The organism is Limosilactobacillus ingluviei DSM 15946 (assembly GCF_001435775.1).
Classification (GTDB): domain Bacteria; phylum Bacillota; class Bacilli; order Lactobacillales; family Lactobacillaceae; genus Limosilactobacillus; species Limosilactobacillus ingluviei.
Window position 1 is genome coordinate 19,755 of the sequence record NZ_AZFK01000047.1, and the last position, 16,487, is coordinate 36,241.

Genomic DNA, 16,487 nt, shown 5'->3' on the forward strand with positions numbered 1-16,487 from the left:
GCAATCCTCCTTCTTTACTAATCAGTGGTTGCTTCGCTTGGCGTTGCCGGAGCCTTTGCTTGCGCTTCGTCATTTTCCTGACGGTTGGCTTGGGCCCGCTTGCGCACGTCGATTACTTCTTCATCTTCGTTCTTTAATTGCACTTCTTCGTGGTTGCCGTCTAACACTTTCATGTCCAACCCCAGGGATTGTAATTCCTTGACCAGCACCCGGAAGGATTCTGGCACCCCTGGCTTTGGAATCCGGTCCCCATTGATGATGGCATCGTAGGTATTGACCCGGCCGACCACGTCATCAGACTTGTAAGTCAAGATTTCTTGCAGGGTGTAAGCGGCCCCGTAAGCTTCGAGGGCCCAAACTTCCATTTCCCCGAACCGCTGACCACCGAATTGGGCTTTCCCACCCAATGGTTGTTGCGTAACCAAGGAGTATGGCCCAATCGAACGGGCGTGGATCTTGTCGTCGGCCATGTGAGCTAACTTCAGGTAGTTCATGACCCCAACGGCAATCCGGTTTTCAAATGGTTCCCCGGTCCGACCGTCGTACAAGATCGTCTTCCCGTCGGATGGTAAACCAGCTTCCTTGACGGCTTCCCAAACATCCTTGTCAGTTGCCCCATCAAAGACTGGCGTAGCAATGTGAATCCCTAATTGCCGGGCCGCCATCCCCAAGTGCAATTCGATAACTTGACCGATATTCATCCGGGATGGCACACCCATTGGGCTCAGCATGATATCAATTGGCGTCCCATCAGGCATAAATGGCATGTCTTCTTCTGGGATGACGATCGAAACCGTCCCCTTGTTCCCGTGCCGACCGGCCATCTTGTCCCCTACTTGCAGCTTCCGCTTTTGGGCGATGTAGACCCGGACCATCTTGTTGACTCCAGGGGCTAATTCGTCTCCATTTTCCCGGGTAAAGACCTTCACGTCTTGGATGATCCCGCCACCACCGTGCGGTACCCGCAAGGAAGTATCCCGGACTTCACGCGACTTTTCACCAAAGATGGCGTGCAAGAGCCGTTCTTCCGCGGATAATTCGGTAACCCCCTTTGGCGTTACCTTCCCAACTAAAATGTCACCGTCGTGAACTTCAGACCCAACCCGGATGATCCCGGTTTCGTCCAAGTTCTTTAAGGCATCCGCCCCGACGTTTGGCAATTCACGGGTCATTTCTTCTGGTCCAAGCTTGGTTTCCCGCGCTTCGGATTCGTAAGATTCAATGTGAATGGACGTGTAAACGTCGTCTTTAACCAGCCGTTCGGAAATGGCGATGGCATCTTCGAAGTTGTACCCTTGCCAAGTCATAAAGGCAATCAGAGGGTTTTGCCCTAAGGCCAATTCCCCTTGATCCATAGCTGGACCATCGGCAATGACTTCATCCGCATCGACGTGATCGCCGACCCTGACGATTGGCCGTTGGTTGTAGTTCTTCCCCCCGTTGGAACGGCGGAACTTCATCAGCTTGTAAGAATCCAAGGTCCCGTCTTCTTGGCGGATCCGGATTTGGCGGGCATCAACGTATTCAACCGTCCCGGCGTTCTTGGCAATCAAAGCTACCCCGGAGTCGTGGGCTGCCTTGTATTCAATCCCCGTCCCGATCAAAGCGGCGTGCGGATCAATCAGTGGCACGGCTTGCCGTTGCATGTTGGCCCCCATCAGCGCCCGGTTGGAGTCGTCGTTTTCCAAGAATGGAATACATGCCGAGGCTACGGAAACGACTTGCTTTGGCGAAACGTCCATGTAGTCGACGTTTTCAGCGGAAGTCGTAATGTAATCTTCCTTATCACGACACATGATTTCTTCTTCGGCAAAGGAGCCGTCTTCGTTCAACTTGGTGTTGGCTTGGGCGATGATGTAGTTATCTTCTTCATCGGCCGTCAAGTAATCGATCTTGTCGGTTACCTTGTGCGTTTCCCAGGAAACCCGCCGGTATGGCGTTTCAATGAAACCATATTGGTTCACCCGGGCGTAAGTTGACAGGTTGTTGATCAACCCGATGTTCGGTCCTTCGGGCGTTTCGATTGGACACATCCGCCCGTAGTGGGTATAGTGCACGTCCCGGACTTCATAACCGGCCCGGTCCCGCGTCAAACCACCTGGCCCAAGGGCCGACAGCCGCCGCTTGTGGTTTAATTCCCCTAAGGGGTTGGTTTGGTCCATGAACTGGGACAGTTGCGAAGACCCAAAGAATTCTTTGATGGCCGCAACTACTGGCCGAATGTTAATCAATTGTTGTGGCGTTACGGTGTTGATGTCTTGAATTGACATCCGTTCCCGAACCACCCGTTCCATCCGGGCTAACCCAATCCGGAATTGGTTTTGCAACAATTCACCAACCGACCGAATCCGCCGGTTCCCTAAGTGGTCGATATCATCAGTCGTGCCGATGCCTTCTTGCAAGTTGAAGAAGTAGTTAACTGAGGCAATAATATCGGCTGGTTGAATGTGCTTGAGTTCCAACGGAATGTGGCCGTTGGCAACCACCGGCACGACCCGGTCGGGATCCTTCTTGGAGTAAACCAAGATCTTTTGCAGCTTAACAGGTTCCGTTACCACGGCTTCATCCGATGGCGTGTAGGTAATCATCTTGAAGTCGTCTTGTTCCAACGCTGGTTCCAGCTTCTTCAAGACTTCCTTGGTTACCACGTCACCCTTGTTCGCCAGGATTTCACCCGTTTCAGGATCGGCCAAAGTTTCTGCCAACGTCAGCCCGAGCAACCGGTACTTCATAGCCAACTTCTTGTTGGTCTTGTAACGCCCAACCGGCGCCATGTCGTAACGCTTTGGATCAAAGAAGCGGGCGTTCAGCAAACTCCGGGCGGAGTCAGCCGTCTTTGGTTCACCCGGCCGCAAGCGTTCATAAATGTCCTTCAGGGCTTCTTCAACCCGGGAGTCTTCCGGATTCTTATGCACGTCCTTGTCAATCGTAGCTGACAAGGAGTCACTGTTGCCGCCTAACATATCAATGATTTCATCATCAGAGCCAAACCCAAGGGCACGGACCAATTCGGTCATTGGCAACTTCCGCGTCCGGTCAATCCGGACGTAAGAAATCCCCTTGGCATCAGTTTCGTATTCCAACCAGGCCCCCCGGTTCGGAATAAAGTTGGCCCCGTAGTTTGGCCGGCCGTTCTTATCCGTTTCGGAGTTGTAGTAAACCCCTGGGGAACGGACTAATTGGGAAACGATAACCCGTTCGGCCCCGTTAATAATGAAGGTCCCTTGCGAAGTCATCAGTGGGAAATCACCAAAGAAGACGTCTTGAGACTTGATTTCACCAGTTTCGTGGTTGGTTAAGCGCAACGTTACGTGTAATGGTGCCGAGTAATTGGCATCATGTTCCCGTGCTTCATCGACCGTGTACTTTGGTTCCAAGAGTTGGTAATCAACGAATTCGAGGGACAGCTTCCCTTGGAAGTCATCGATCGGCATGATGTCATCAAACATTTCACGCAGACCCTTGTCCATGAACCAGTTGTAAGAATCAGTTTGAATTTCAATCAAGTTCGGGAGGTCAAGGACTTCCTTGATCCGGGAATAACTACGACGAGTACGGTGCTTACCGTATTTTACTAAGTGTCCGGCCAAACTATTCACCTCTCTAAGTTTGTTGGGTGGGTTCAATGTTACATTTTGGTTACAATTTTACTCAAACCATGATTTTGGGCAAAAAAAATCCAAAAGCAACCAGCGATTGCCTTTGGGCTTTTATAAAGTGGCTGACGGACAAGAGATCGTCAACCCCATTGAACTCACAATTACATACGATAAATAAGATACACTATTTCCAGCGGCCTGTCAATTAAAAAAATCCGGGTACGAAAAAACCGGCCAGCCAAGCTCTCCCCTTCTTGGTCAACCGGTTTAATCACTGCTTAACCTTGGCGCAACAGTCCTGTCATGACTGAATCAATGATTAAGCGTTGCCGTTGCTCCGCGTTTAACGACCGTCCCCCAATTTGTTGGAAGGTCCCAAACAACGGGGCGATGCTGGCAATCAACAATTCCGCTGCTTCTTTAGGCATCAAATCTGGCCGCAAGTCCACATCCGCCATCTTGAAGAATTCCGACAGTGGTTCCAAGTAGTCCATGGTAAAGATCATGTTCAGCTTGTGTTGGGAACTTGACGTCAACTGCCGTAACGCCGCTTGGTACTGAGCATAGATACTCAGCGGGTGATACTTAAGGTAGACTTTGCAGATTTGAAAAAGCCGTTCTTCCGGATCCAGATCGGTTTTCCGCAAAACCTTGTTAGTCTCCTGGCGAACTTTACCACACAGCTCCGTCAACACGTCCAGGTACAATTCTTCTTTGTCCGAAAAGTGGTGATACAGCGCGGGTTGGGTAATGCCGATCTGCTTGGCGATGTCCCGGGTCGAAGTTCCCCCAAACCCGTGCTCCAAGAACAATTTAGTTGCCGTCGTCAAAATTGCATTCCGTGTTTTCGCTAGTTGTTCAGCTCGTCTCAATTTCTAACGCTCCTATCTTGTGTAAAATCGATTATCCTAATTTATTATAATCACACAGTAGTAATTATTATTTATCACAGCATAATAATTGTCAATAGGTAAATCTAGCGATAATTAGTTTCCTTATAAAAAAAACGGTCATCAAAATTAATTTAGGTAAGTTAATGAGGCCGTTTTCCTTCTAATGATTAATTCAATTAAGTAAAACAATTTAGTGGAGGGTGAAAGTTATTTTGCCTTGCCGCGCCCCGACCGTCACCTGATCACCAGCCGTTAAGCTGCCGTCCAGCAATTTCAGGCTCAGCGGATCTTCCACTAACGTTTGCAACGCCCGCCGCAAGGGCCGCGCCCCGTACGTTGGTTGGTAGCCCGCCGCAACGATTTGATCAATCGCGGCCGGGGTGAATTTAACGGTAATTTGTTGCGCGGCCAAGCGAGCGACCAAGCCCCGGGTCAACAGTTTTACGATTTGGCGCAGGTCGGCTTTCTCAAGTGGGTGGAAGACGATCGTTTCATCGATCCGATTTAAAAACTCCGGCCGGTAGTGCAACTTCAATTGGGCATTGATTGCTTGCTTCATCGCCGCATAATCATTTTGCAGGCTGCTTTGCCCAAAGCCGACCGTCTTTTCATCCTGGAGCTGGGTCGCCCCAAGATTTGAGGTCATGATCAAGATCGTATTCTTAAAGTCAACCTTGCGCCCCTTGGCATCGGTCAGGTAACCGTCATCCAAGACCTGCAACAAGAGGTTAAAAACGTCCGGGTTCGCCTTTTCCGCTTCATCGAGTAGGACCACGGAATACGGGTGTTGGCGCACTTTTTCGGTTAATTGACCGCCTTCTTCGTACCCGACATAACCCGGGGCCGCCCCAACCAAACGACTGGTACTGTACCGTTCTTGGTATTCCGACATGTCAATGCGAATCAAGTTGTCTTCGGAGCCAAAGACGGTCGCGGCTAAGGCCTTGGCTAATTCCGTCTTGCCGACCCCAGTTGGTCCAAGGAACATAAAGGATCCTAACGGTCGCTTAGGATCCTGCAAACCGCTGCGGGCCCGCCGAATTGCCCGGGCAATCGCACTGACGGCTTCGTCTTGGCCAATCACGCGTTGGTGAAGGGCCTTTTCTAAGTGTACCAAGCGATCTTGTTCGTGCTTTTGCAATTGCGTAACCGGAATCCCGGTCCAATCCGCCACGACCTTGGCAATATCTTCTGGCATCACCCGTAAGGTGGTTTGCGCAGCTTGGGCTTGGCGACGAGCCGTTTGCTGTTCAACCTGGGCTTTTAACGCCAACTCTTGGTGGCGCAATTGCGCAGCTTGATCAAAGTCTTGCGTCAAAATGGCCGCTTCTTTTTGTTCTCGCAACTGCGTTAATTTTTGCATCGCGGCAACCGTCTGGGTATCCGCTTGGTCAGCATTGATCCGCACCATCGCTGCTGCTTCATCCATTAGATCAATCGCCTTATCCGGCAAAAAGCGATCAGTGATGTAGCGTTTGGCTAGCTTAACCGCAGCGGTGAGCGCCGCATCACTAATCGTTAACTGGTGGTGCTTTTCATAGCCCGGCCGGATCCCCTTTAAAATCTGGACAGTGGCTTTTTCACTGGGTTCTTCAACTTGAATCTTGGCAAAGCGCCGCTCGAGGGCTGCATCTTTTTCAATGTACTTCTGGTACTCATCCAACGTCGTGGCCCCAATCAGTTGCAGTTCCCCCCGGGCCAACGCCGGCTTTAAAATATTGGAAGCATCTACGGACCCTTCAGCCCCACCGGCACCGACCACCGTATGCAGTTCGTCAATAAACAAAATGACGTCGCCACTGCGGTAAATCTCATCCAAAATTTTTTTCAGTCGGTCTTCAAATTCCCCCCGGTACTTGGTACCGGCCACCAGCGACCCCATGTCCAGCGCCATCACCCGCTTTTGGGCCAAGCTGGCTGGCACGCCTTGAGTGACAATCCGCTGGGCTAAGCCTTCGACAATCGCCGTCTTGCCGACCCCCGGTTCCCCCACCAGGACCGGATTATTTTTCGTTTTCCGGCTCAACAGTTGTACCATGCGTTTAATTTCTTTTTCCCGGCCCACGACCTGCTCACCAGCGCCTTGCTTTGCTTGGGCCGTTAAATCCCGTGCCAAACGATCTAACGTCGGCGTTGCCGTATTACGTTTGGCACTTTGGCGGTTCAGGGCCTGTCCGGCGGCCTTGCCCAATTTCCGCACCAACGTCCGCCGGGCTTGTTGCAAGTTTACATCCAAGTTGAATAAAATCCGGGAAGACAAAATCGTCTCATCACTTAACAGCGCCAGCAGCAAGTGTTCTGTCCCCACCCGTTCAGCATTCAGCTGCCGGGCCGTTTGGGCTGCCAACGACAAGATGGTGCGCAGTTTCGGTGAGGCTGGCAAATACTCATGACTGTCAGCTACTGCCAAGGTGCCGTAACCGGTAAAGCGTTCAATTTCGGCCCGCAAATCGTCACTGGTGACGTGGAATTGATCCAGCAATTCCGCCGCCACCCCACTGTGTTCCAAGCTCAACGCCAGCAACAGGTGCTCTGTGCCGACAGCTTGGTGTTTAAAATACAGGGCCTGTTCGTGCGCAATTTCTAAAACCGCCTTGGCATTTGGCGTATATCGGTAATCGTCCATGTAAATCCCCTTCAATTATCTTCTCTATTCGCTGCCGTTATTCATACCGCAACCGGGTCAGCAAGGCAACCAAGAGCCTTGCCCGCAAGCGCTCTTCAGCTTGCTTGTTTGCTTGGTTCAGGGTTTGTTTGGCCACCCCGACCAACATTAAATCACCCTCCCGGCGTGAAATCAATTTTTCTTCATATAAAGTCTTAATGATTTTAGCGGCGTCTTTTTCACTGATGGCTTCACCAATATTGGCAATCAACATCTGTAAGACATCATCATCATCCAGTAGGTTGACCCGTTCAATCCGGATGTAGCCACCACCACCCCGCTTGCTTTGCACCAAGTAACCATTTTGCAGGTTAAAGCGCGTCTTGATGACATAATTAATTTGTGATGGCACCACATCAAAATGATCGGCAATTTCCGCCCGCCGAATTTCAATCCGGGGATCATCCCCTAAAATTGATTTCAGGTAAGCTTCAATTACGTCTGAAATGCTACGTTCTTCCACCGGTCTGCGCCCCTTTCTTGACTAATTTTGACCTTAATCATACCACACTTTTCCGGATTTGCCTTCGATTTACCCTTCAACACAACACGAAAAAAGGGCTGGGTACCAGCTCCCAGCCCTCAATTTCATGGTATTGCTTCATTCAACTAACGCTGCTTAGGCTTCGTGAACAAAGTCAACTACGTTCCGCCCAACGACCTTGTTGTCCTTTAATTCTTGGATCATGTCGTTGATTTCAGCTAACTTGCGCGTCTTAACAATTGGCTTAACCTTGCCTTCAGCCCCGAATTGGAAACATTCAGCCAAGTCTTGGCGCGTCCCAACCAAGGAACCAGCCACAATGATCCCATCCAGCACCGTCTTAGCGATGTTGAGCTTCATATCCCCTTGTGGCAAGGCAACCGCAACCAACTTCCCATCTGGGCGCAAGGAATCAACTGCTTGGTCAAAGGCCGAAGCTGCAACGGCCGTTACCACGGCAGCGTGAACGCCGCCCACTTTTTCTTGGATGGCTTGAGCAACGCTGTCAACTTCGTGGCGGTTAATCACTACTTCCGCCCCGTTTTCCTTCGCCGCTTCCAGCTTAGGATCGTTCCCGTCAACAACAACGACGTGGGCCCCAAAGACATTGTGCGCAAATTGGACGGCCAGGTTCCCCAGACCACCGGCCCCGACGATGGAGACCCATTGACCAGGCTTGATGTCGGCAACCTTCAGGGCCTTGTAGACCGTTACCCCCGCACAAGTCAGGGAGGTCGCTTCAACTGGGTCTAAGCCTTCCGGTACCTTCACCGCGTAGTCGGCAGCGACGATACATTGTTGAGCCATCGCCCCGTCAACCGTGTAACCGGCATTTTGCACTTCGCGACAGAAGGTTTCGCGTCCCGTCAGGCAGTATTCACAGTGACCGCAGCCCTTGAAGAACCAAGCAATCGATACCCGATCACCGACCTTCAAGCTGGTTACGCCAGGGGCAACCTTGGCAACGCGCCCAACCCCTTCGTGACCGATAATCCGGCCTGGCTTTTCACCAAAGTCACCAGCCGCCACGTGTAAGTCAGTGTGGCATAACCCACAATATTCCATATCAACCAAGGCTTCACCTGGCTTTAAATCGCGTAAGGTAACATCCTTAACCGTAACGTAACCATCTACTGGATCATTAATAACTGCAGCCTTCATGGATCATATCTCCTTTGTATCTGTAAATGTTTCCTACGCTTAATATCATAGCGAGCTTCCTGCCGTTTGGCAAGTGAAAAAATGAACATTCTCAATTTTTTTTGTTTTATATTTTTCTATCGCCCGCTCTAAAAGTTGTTACAACGGCGTTTTGATTGATTGGTATAGTTAAGCGACGTTCGAAAGATTTTTCACTTACGCCACGATCAAGCGGTTGATCGGTCCCTTTTAAAAATTATATTTTTAACCCCTTTTATTACTTCTCAAAATTGGTATAATAGCCGAGTTGTTTATTTTTCAATTTAAGCAGAGGAGTTTTTTATGACTACAACTGAAGAAACCGCCACTGCCAACCAGAATTACAATCAGTTGACGGGGCTCAAATTGTTTGCCATGACCAGTTCAATGGTGATTTCCATCGATGAATTCGCGCCGTTTGGCAAAGCGGGCGCAACCTCCTTATTTTACCTCCTGCTGGCCGGCTTGGCCTGGTTCTTGCCAGTCACGCAAGCCGCCGGTGAAATGGCCTCCATTCAAGGTTGGCAACACGGGGGCTTGTTCACTTGGGTCAAAGCCACTTTGGGAGAAAAAACCGGGTTTGTCGCCATGTTTTACCAGTGGATCCACATTACGGCCGGCATGGACCTCATGATGTACGTAATTATCGGGGCCCTTTCCATCACCTTGCAGACCCCTTGGTTTAATACTACCCCGCTCGTGCGCTTTAGCTTAATGATGCTCTTATTATGGGGAGCCACTTGCGCCCAACTGTTGGGGGCCAAACGCATCGGCAAAGTTGCCGAATGGCTCTTTGCCTTAGGGATTGTTACCCCCGTCTTATTATTAGTCATCGTCGTTGCCGTCTACTTGGGCCAGGGCCATCCGGTTTATGTCCACTTTAATTTCCACACCATTTTCCCCCACCAGTTGAACGGCACCACGCTGGTCGCCTTTGTCCCCTTTATCCTGGCCTTTTGTGGCGGGGAAGCTTCGGCCCCCCACGTTAAGAACTTGGCGCGGCCCCAGCAATACCCTAAGGTCATGATTGCTTTGGTAGCCACGGCCATCAGCCTCGACTTACTCGGCAGCAGCGCCATTGCCATGAGTGTCCCGGCCGCCCATATCCAAAACAGCACCGGTTTTGTGCATACGTATGGCCAACTGCTGACTTCGATCGGCTTGCCGGGCCAAAGCTTGGAGAAATTGATCGGCTTGCTGCTGGCTTGCGGGATCATTGGTGAATTAGGCAATTGGATTGCCGGCCCTAACCAAGGGCTGTTCGAAGCAGCCCGCGAAGGCTTTCTGCCCCCCTTTTTCGCCCACGCAACCAAGCACGGGATTCCCTTTCGGATTATGGTCTTGCAATCCGCGATTGTGACGCTTACCGCGGCGCTGATTACCTTTAGCAGCGGGCAAAATGTTGATTTCGCCTTTAACGTGGCTCTCGCCGCCACCACCGCCCAATACCTGATGGTGTACATGATCATGCTCGTCGCTTACATGGTCTTAAAATGGCGCCACGAAACGTTGCCCCGGACCTACCGCATGACCAGCCAGCCGAAAGTCAGCATTGCCTTAGCGGCGGTCGCCTTGGTCATTACCGCGGGCGCTTTCTTCATCACTTTTATCCCCGCGCAAGGGACGCCGCAGCCATTGCGCCTTGCGTATGTTCTGATTTTGGCTGGCATGTGTCTCGTGGTTTCCTGGTTGCCATTTTGGCTTTACCGCAGTCACCCGAAGTGGCAAGCTCAATTAACCAGCGCCGAAAAAAAGAGTTAAAACTTAAAAGTGCTAGCAACCCCCGTTACTGAAACGTGGATTGCTAGCACTTTTTGTTGTGATTTTCTAACTTTTAGTCGAAAAGCTCGTTTCTGCTCAGCCGCTGTTATTTTTCTTGGAGTTGAGCAATCGCAGCATAGGCCGGGGTCAGCAATTCTTCGACCTGGTTAAACAACGGCTGATACTTTTGGTAGGTATAGGCCGCCAAATCATCCGGAATATAAGTTTCTGGTTGGGCCAACAGCGGCGTAACTTCACTGTAATCGCTAATTCGCCCTAAACTCTTCAAGGCAATTGCGGCCGCGCCTAAACAACACCCCCCGTGGGCCATTGCCACCCCGACCGGGAAGCCAATTACATCGGCTAACATCTGGCGCCAAACTAAGGAATCCGTAAAGCCCCCGGACGCCATAATTTGCTTAGGATCCCCGACTAAATCCCGGACAATTTCAAAGACACTGCCGACGTTCATCGTGATTCCTTCCATGACGGCACGTAACATATCCGCCCGGGTATGCAGCTGATTCAGGCCAAAAAATGACCCCCGGGCATTGGCATCCCAAATCGGGGCCCGCTCACCACCCAAGAAGGGATGGAAAATCAGACCGTGGGAACCAGCTGGGACCCCCTCAATTACCTGGTTGGCCAATTGGAAGGCATCCACCTGCTCACTGGCGACCGCATTGGCATCAACCAAATGCTTCACCGCCCATTGGTAGACGTCACCCCCATTATTGAGCGGGCCCCCAATGACCCAGTGTTCTTCATCCAGGGCATAGCAGAACAGCCGCTGCTGCGGATCAATGACGGGATGATCCGTCATCACCCGCACCGCAGCAGAAGTCCCAATGGCAATTGCCGCCGTACTTTCGTCAACGGCGCCCATCCCAATGTTCGAAGCGGCGCCCCCAAAGGCCCCGTACACAAATGGCGTGTCAGCCGGAATCTGCAACGCCGCTTGGCCCGCGGCCGTCAGCCCGTGCGCTTGCTGGGTACTATCAACAATTTCTGGTAATTGAACAGCTGCAATGTCCGTCATTGCCAACGCCTGCTCATCCCACGTCCGGGTATTGATGTTCCACATTCCCGAACAGGAAGCAACCGAAATATCGACCTTAAATTCATCAAAGAAATGCTTAAAGAGATAGGATTTGATATCCGCCACGTAAGCCGTCTTCTTTAACAATTCCGGCTGGTCTTCTTTTAACCATAGTAATTTGGTGAAGGGTGACATCGGGTGAATCGGCGTCCCCGTGTCCATATATAGTTCTTTTGCGACCAAGTTCCGCTTGATCCGACTGGCCACTTGGCGGGCCCGGGTGTCCGCCCAAGTCAAGACGCGGGTCAGCGGCTGGAAGTTTTCATCCAACAAGATCAAACTCTGGTTCTCGCTGGAAAAGGCGACCGCTAACAGATCACAGTGGTTGCGTTGCACTTCGGCGTAAGCGTCATTGATTACTTTTTCAACGGCGGCCAGCACTTCGGTGGGTTCTTGCTCCGCCATGCCCGTTGCATCCCGGTACAAGGTATAAGTTTGCCGAAAGGTCTGCTTGGCTTGGAGCTGGTGATCATATAAGATCGCCTTTGTCCGTACTGTTCCAACATCAATCCCCAGCAAATATTCCATCTGCTTAATCCTCACTTCCTGCTAATCGGGTTATTTCACTTCTTCAGATTACTGGTTTCCCCTTGAACTGTCAAATCTTGCCACTTGCGTAAATAAAAAAGCCGCGGCCACCGCCACGACTTCTTTACCTTTGAAACTGATTAACGAGCTGACGAGAAGTCAGTCAAGTCCAAAGTAACACTTGGGCCAAACGTCGAAGCGATGGAAGCGTGCTTGATGTAAGTCCCCCGCACAGCAGCTGGACGAGCCTTCGTCACAACATCTTCGATCGTCTTCAAGTTTTCAACCAACTTGTCAGTGTCAAAGGAAACCTTCCCGAATGGCACAGCAACGTTCCCATCCCGGTCAGTCCGGTAAGTTACCTTCCCGGCCTTTGATTCAGCAACGGCCTTGGCCACATCCATCGTCACCGTCCCCGTCTTAGGGTTTGGCATCAGACCCTTAGGCCCCAATACCCGACCCAGACGACCAACTTGTGGCATCATGTCTGGCGTTGCAATGGCAACGTCAAAGTCCAGCCAACCGTCTTGAATCTTTTCAACTAAGTCAATGTCCCCAACAAAGTCAGCGCCAGCTTCTTGGGCTGCCTTAGCGTTTTCACCCTTAGCAAAAACGATTACGGTTTGGTCCTTACCAGTCCCGTTTGGCAGCACAACAGCCCCACGCAATTGTTGGTCCGCTTGCTTAGTGTCAACGTTTAAGTTAAATGCTACTTCGATCGTTGCGTCGAAGTTAGCAAAGTCAATGTCCTTAACTAATTCAACCGCGTCAGTCAAAGCGTATTGCTTCTTTGCTTCAACCTTCTTCAACGCGTCTTGGTACTTCTTACCACGAGTTTTAGCCATTTGATGTATCCTCCTTGCAAATGTGGTCTAGCGGAAGTCTCCTCCCACGGGGACAACTTTTCTTTCAAAAAGCGCCCGGTCTGCTAGAAATTAGTCTTCAACGTTGAAGCCCATGCTCCGAGCAGTACCTTCGATCATGCGCATCGCTGCTTCTACGTCAGCGGCGTTTAGATCTTGCATCTTAGTTTCGGCGATTTCCTTTACTTGAGCCTTGGTTACAGTTGCAACCTTCTTCGTGTTAGGTTCGCCGGAACCGTGTTCAACACCAGCGGCCTTCTTCAGCAGAACTGCAGCCGGCGGCGTCTTGGTGATGAATTCAAATGACCGGTCTTCGTAAACGGTAATTACAACTGGAATCAGCATCCCTTTTTGGTCTGCCGTCCGTGCGTTGAATTCCTTAGTGAAGCCCATGATGTTAATCCCTGCTTGACCCAATGCAGGACCAACCGGCGGAGCCGGGGTTGCTGCACCAGCAGGAATTTGCAACTTGACAATGTTTGCTACTTTCTTTGCCACGAGACAAAACCTCCTTAGTCCGTGTTGTGGTAATGATGGGGGTTCAGTTTTTGCCCCTCCCACAGTATGTCGATAGCATACTTTGTTAGGTTACCACACTTAATCTTTAATTACAATCACAAATTATTCGACTGCCGCAATTTGGTCGAACCCTAATTCCACCGTCGTTTGGCGCCCTAACATTTCGATTTCGGCCTTCAGCTTCAAATTATCGTGATCAACTTCCGTTACGACCCCATTCAAGTTGGCAAAGGAGCCCGCGATGACCTTCACGTGGTCCCCAACGGCAACGTCAATATCCGTCCGTTGTGGGCCTTCATCATCCATCCAACTCAAAATTCGGTTAACTTCTTCTGGTTGCAGCGGCGTTGGCTTGGATCCCCCACCGTGGGAACCCAAGAAACCCGTCACCCCTGGGGTGTTACGGGCAATGTACCAAGCCCGGTCTGTCATAACCATTTCAACCAATACGTAACCCGGGAAGACTTTTTCTTCAATATCCTTGGCCTTCCCATCCTTAACTTGGTGGACCGTTTCTTCCGGTACGATTACCCGGAAAATGTAGTCTTCCATCCCCATTGATTGGGCCCGAGATTCCAAATTACTCTTGACCCGGTTTTCGTAACCGGAGTACGTGTGTAACACGTACCAACGTTTTTCTTGTGATTCCACCGTTATCCTCCTTTATTTTAATGGTGTTATATTACTTCGCCTTGTCGCTTAACTACGGACAAAATAAAAAAGCCCGTACTAAGACGCAGCTTTCTGACAAAATATTATAGCAGACTTCTTGAGCCTTGGGCAACTAAAACTACCCAACAAAAGCAAGCATGCCCATTTGAATCAACCAATCAAACAGAGCAAAGAATAAAATAAAGAAGACCGTAATCGATAATACTACCGACGTGTCCCGCCGATTTTCCTTTGCCGTTGGCCACACGATTTTGTGCATTTCTTGCCCGACGCTCTTAAAAAAGCGAAACATGTACCTTTCCTCCAGCTTGATGCTACCGGGTTTGCCGGTGCAGGGTAACTTTTTGACAGTGCTTGCAGAATTTTTTGAGCGCCAAGCGCTGATTCTGCTGGGCGGCACTGACGTTAACCGAATAATTGCGGGAGCCACAAACTGAGCATTCCAACCCTACTTTTCGGTGCGCCATCGTGACCACCTCCATTCGGGATAACTTTAGCACATTTGCCCTGACCACGCAAACCAAAGCCGCTAGTCCGGCATGGTTTCTAAAAAGCGACGGTACTTGGTCCGGGCCCGGTAGTAAGCGGCGCGGACACTCCCCACGGAAATCCCCAATTCCGCGGCTACTTCCTCCATTTGATAGCCCAAACTAAGCTTTAAAAAGCACGCCCACTCTAATGATGAACATTGCCGCACCATTTGATTCAAAGCTTGGCGGCATTCCGCCACCCGCTCAGCGCCGATTTTATCATCTTCCACCAGTTGGACGCGTTCGTCTTCATCCAGCGAAACCACCCGGTTGCCCGGCTGGCGTTTGGAACGTTTCTTATGCCGACCAAAATCCCGCAACCGATTTTGCAACATTGTCTTATAGTAATGAGCGAAATGGGCATGCTGGGCATCATAACGCTTCAGACATTGATAGAGTTTCACGGCCGCTTCTTGCTCCCAATCTTCCAAACTAATGTAGTGACGGGAATATTGATGCCACAGCTTGCGAATCATTGGTTGATAGCGCCGGTAAAGCAGTTCAAAACTGGCTTCATCTTGGTGACGTTGCACCTGGTAAATTAATTTATTTTCGGAAATTACAATTTCATCACTCATCATGAGAAATCAAAAAATCCTCCTGTGTACTCACCACTGGATTCACCCGCTTGAAAACCCTTTGGTCATCTCACCACTCCATGCATTTGAGCAGGGGTAGAAAAGCAACTGGTCTCACCCAGCCCTCCGGTCGGCTATTCCCCTGCCTTGACAAGGTTCGGCCGCTCTAATATCCACTGGCTTATTCAATCTAGCAGTTTCTGCAAGCGTTTTCAAGCGTTAGCTTTTTCCATTAATTAACCAATAAATCTAAAAAGAGCGGCACCAAACCCGTTATTTTGCTAAATTAACGTAGCAAAGGGCTAATTTTTAAAAACCAAAAAACAACCCGGGAAAAATTTTACGGGGCGCCATTTAAACAATTAAAAAATCAAACGATAAATTAAAGTTGGGCGAGCGCTTCAGCAATCGGAGTGGTCCCGGCTTTCATCATAATGACCTGGCGAATCGTCTTCGGCTCTGCCAAACTGGCCACCAAAACGGCGGCCACGTCTTCAATCGAGTTCTCCCCGCTTGTGGCGGGATTCAAACTTACCTTCCCGGTCGCAGGCGTTGGCGTTAAAATCCCGGCTTGGATAATGGTGTAAGCCAGCGTCGTCTCATCCATTAACCACCGATCCGAAAAGAACTTGGCAATATTGTAATCCGTTAATTGCGCTAGGGCCGGGACCTTGGCCCACATGGTTTGGTCCAAGGCATACGCCGAACTGAGGTGAATAAACCGTTTAATCCCCGCGGCTTGGGCAGCCATCATTAATTTGACGGCCCCGTTCAAATCAGTTTGCAACAAATCCCGGCCCCGGGAACCCCCCGTAAAAATCACCGCTTGGCTATCGGCCAACTTTACTTGTAATTCCGCCACGGACGCGTGCAGATCCAAGGCCACCGGGGTGACTTCGGCGGGAAGCTGTGCTAAATTGCGCCCGCCCGCGAGGACTTGGTCGCCTTGCGCCAATAACAACTTGACCACAGCTTGCCCCACCCGGCCGGTGGCCCCTGCAACAAAGACTTTCATCTTGATCCATCCTTTCATTTAATCTGTAGAAGTTCCGTTATTTTTAAGTGTACTCAATTTCATCACCATTTACGAAAAAAATGATCGCCGCCGCTTATTTTT

At 50.5% G+C, this 16,487-nt stretch carries 14 protein-coding genes; 1 reads left to right on the forward strand and 13 read right to left on the reverse strand.

Going from position 1 to position 16,487, the window contains the following annotated elements; translation table 11 throughout:
• Positions 1–17: 17 nt before the first annotated feature.
• The 5 genes from rpoB to adhP all read right to left on the reverse strand — a co-directional run bounded on the left by rpoB (position 18) and on the right by adhP (position 8,802).
• Positions 18–3,599, reverse strand: coding sequence for a DNA-directed RNA polymerase subunit beta (gene rpoB / locus FC43_RS06210; RefSeq protein ID WP_056954967.1), 3,582 nt, complete (start codon positions 3,597–3,599; stop codon positions 18–20).
• Between the two features lie 278 nt (positions 3,600–3,877).
• Positions 3,878–4,471, reverse strand: a complete 594-nt coding sequence (locus FC43_RS06215) for a TetR/AcrR family transcriptional regulator (protein ID WP_040469750.1) — start codon at positions 4,469–4,471, stop codon at positions 3,878–3,880.
• Between the two features lie 211 nt (positions 4,472–4,682).
• Positions 4,683–7,118, reverse strand: coding sequence for an ATP-dependent Clp protease ATP-binding subunit (locus tag FC43_RS06220; RefSeq protein ID WP_019206175.1), 2,436 nt, complete (start codon positions 7,116–7,118; stop codon positions 4,683–4,685).
• 37 nt (positions 7,119–7,155) lie between these two features.
• Entirely contained in the window at positions 7,156–7,620 is a 465-nt protein-coding gene (locus FC43_RS06225; RefSeq protein WP_019206176.1) for a CtsR family transcriptional regulator, read from the reverse strand.
• A 156-nt stretch (positions 7,621–7,776) separates the two neighbouring features.
• Complete coding sequence (adhP, locus tag FC43_RS06230; RefSeq protein WP_056954969.1) at positions 7,777–8,802, reverse strand: alcohol dehydrogenase AdhP; 1,026 nt, start codon at positions 8,800–8,802, stop codon at positions 7,777–7,779.
• 321 nt (positions 8,803–9,123) lie between these two features.
• On the opposite strand from adhP, the gene FC43_RS06235 reads away from it, so the two are divergent.
• Entirely contained in the window at positions 9,124–10,581 is a 1,458-nt protein-coding gene (locus FC43_RS06235; protein ID WP_056954971.1) for an APC family permease, read from the forward strand.
• Positions 10,582–10,687: 106 nt separating this feature from the next.
• Here the strand turns inward: FC43_RS06235 and FC43_RS06240 are convergent, their stop codons facing one another.
• From FC43_RS06240 to FC43_RS06275, 8 genes are all read right to left on the reverse strand, one after another.
• The gene (locus FC43_RS06240) at positions 10,688–12,208 is read right to left on the reverse strand and encodes a gluconokinase (RefSeq protein ID WP_056954973.1); all 1,521 of its coding nucleotides are present in this window, start codon (positions 12,206–12,208) and stop codon (positions 10,688–10,690) included.
• A gap of 140 nt (positions 12,209–12,348) precedes the next feature.
• A complete protein-coding gene (gene rplA / locus FC43_RS06245) occupies positions 12,349–13,053 on the reverse strand; it encodes a 50S ribosomal protein L1 (protein ID WP_019206180.1) in 705 nt (234 codons plus the stop codon).
• 90 nt (positions 13,054–13,143) lie between these two features.
• Entirely contained in the window at positions 13,144–13,569 is a 426-nt protein-coding gene (rplK, locus tag FC43_RS06250; RefSeq protein WP_019206181.1) for a 50S ribosomal protein L11, read from the reverse strand.
• Between the two features lie 123 nt (positions 13,570–13,692).
• On the reverse strand, positions 13,693–14,241 hold the full coding sequence (nusG, locus tag FC43_RS06255; RefSeq protein WP_019206182.1) for a transcription termination/antitermination protein NusG: 549 nt from the start codon (positions 14,239–14,241) through the stop codon (positions 13,693–13,695).
• Between the two features lie 139 nt (positions 14,242–14,380).
• Positions 14,381–14,554, reverse strand: coding sequence for a preprotein translocase subunit SecE (gene secE / locus FC43_RS06260; RefSeq protein ID WP_019206183.1), 174 nt, complete (start codon positions 14,552–14,554; stop codon positions 14,381–14,383).
• Between the two features lie 22 nt (positions 14,555–14,576).
• On the reverse strand, positions 14,577–14,729 hold the full coding sequence (gene rpmG, locus FC43_RS06265; RefSeq protein ID WP_019206184.1) for a 50S ribosomal protein L33: 153 nt from the start codon (positions 14,727–14,729) through the stop codon (positions 14,577–14,579).
• A gap of 62 nt (positions 14,730–14,791) precedes the next feature.
• Positions 14,792–15,370, reverse strand: coding sequence for an RNA polymerase sigma factor (locus tag FC43_RS06270; protein ID WP_161808271.1), 579 nt, complete (start codon positions 15,368–15,370; stop codon positions 14,792–14,794).
• Between the two features lie 382 nt (positions 15,371–15,752).
• On the reverse strand, positions 15,753–16,385 hold the full coding sequence (locus FC43_RS06275; protein WP_056954976.1) for an NAD(P)H-binding protein: 633 nt from the start codon (positions 16,383–16,385) through the stop codon (positions 15,753–15,755).
• Between the last annotated feature and the right edge of the window lie 102 nt (positions 16,386–16,487).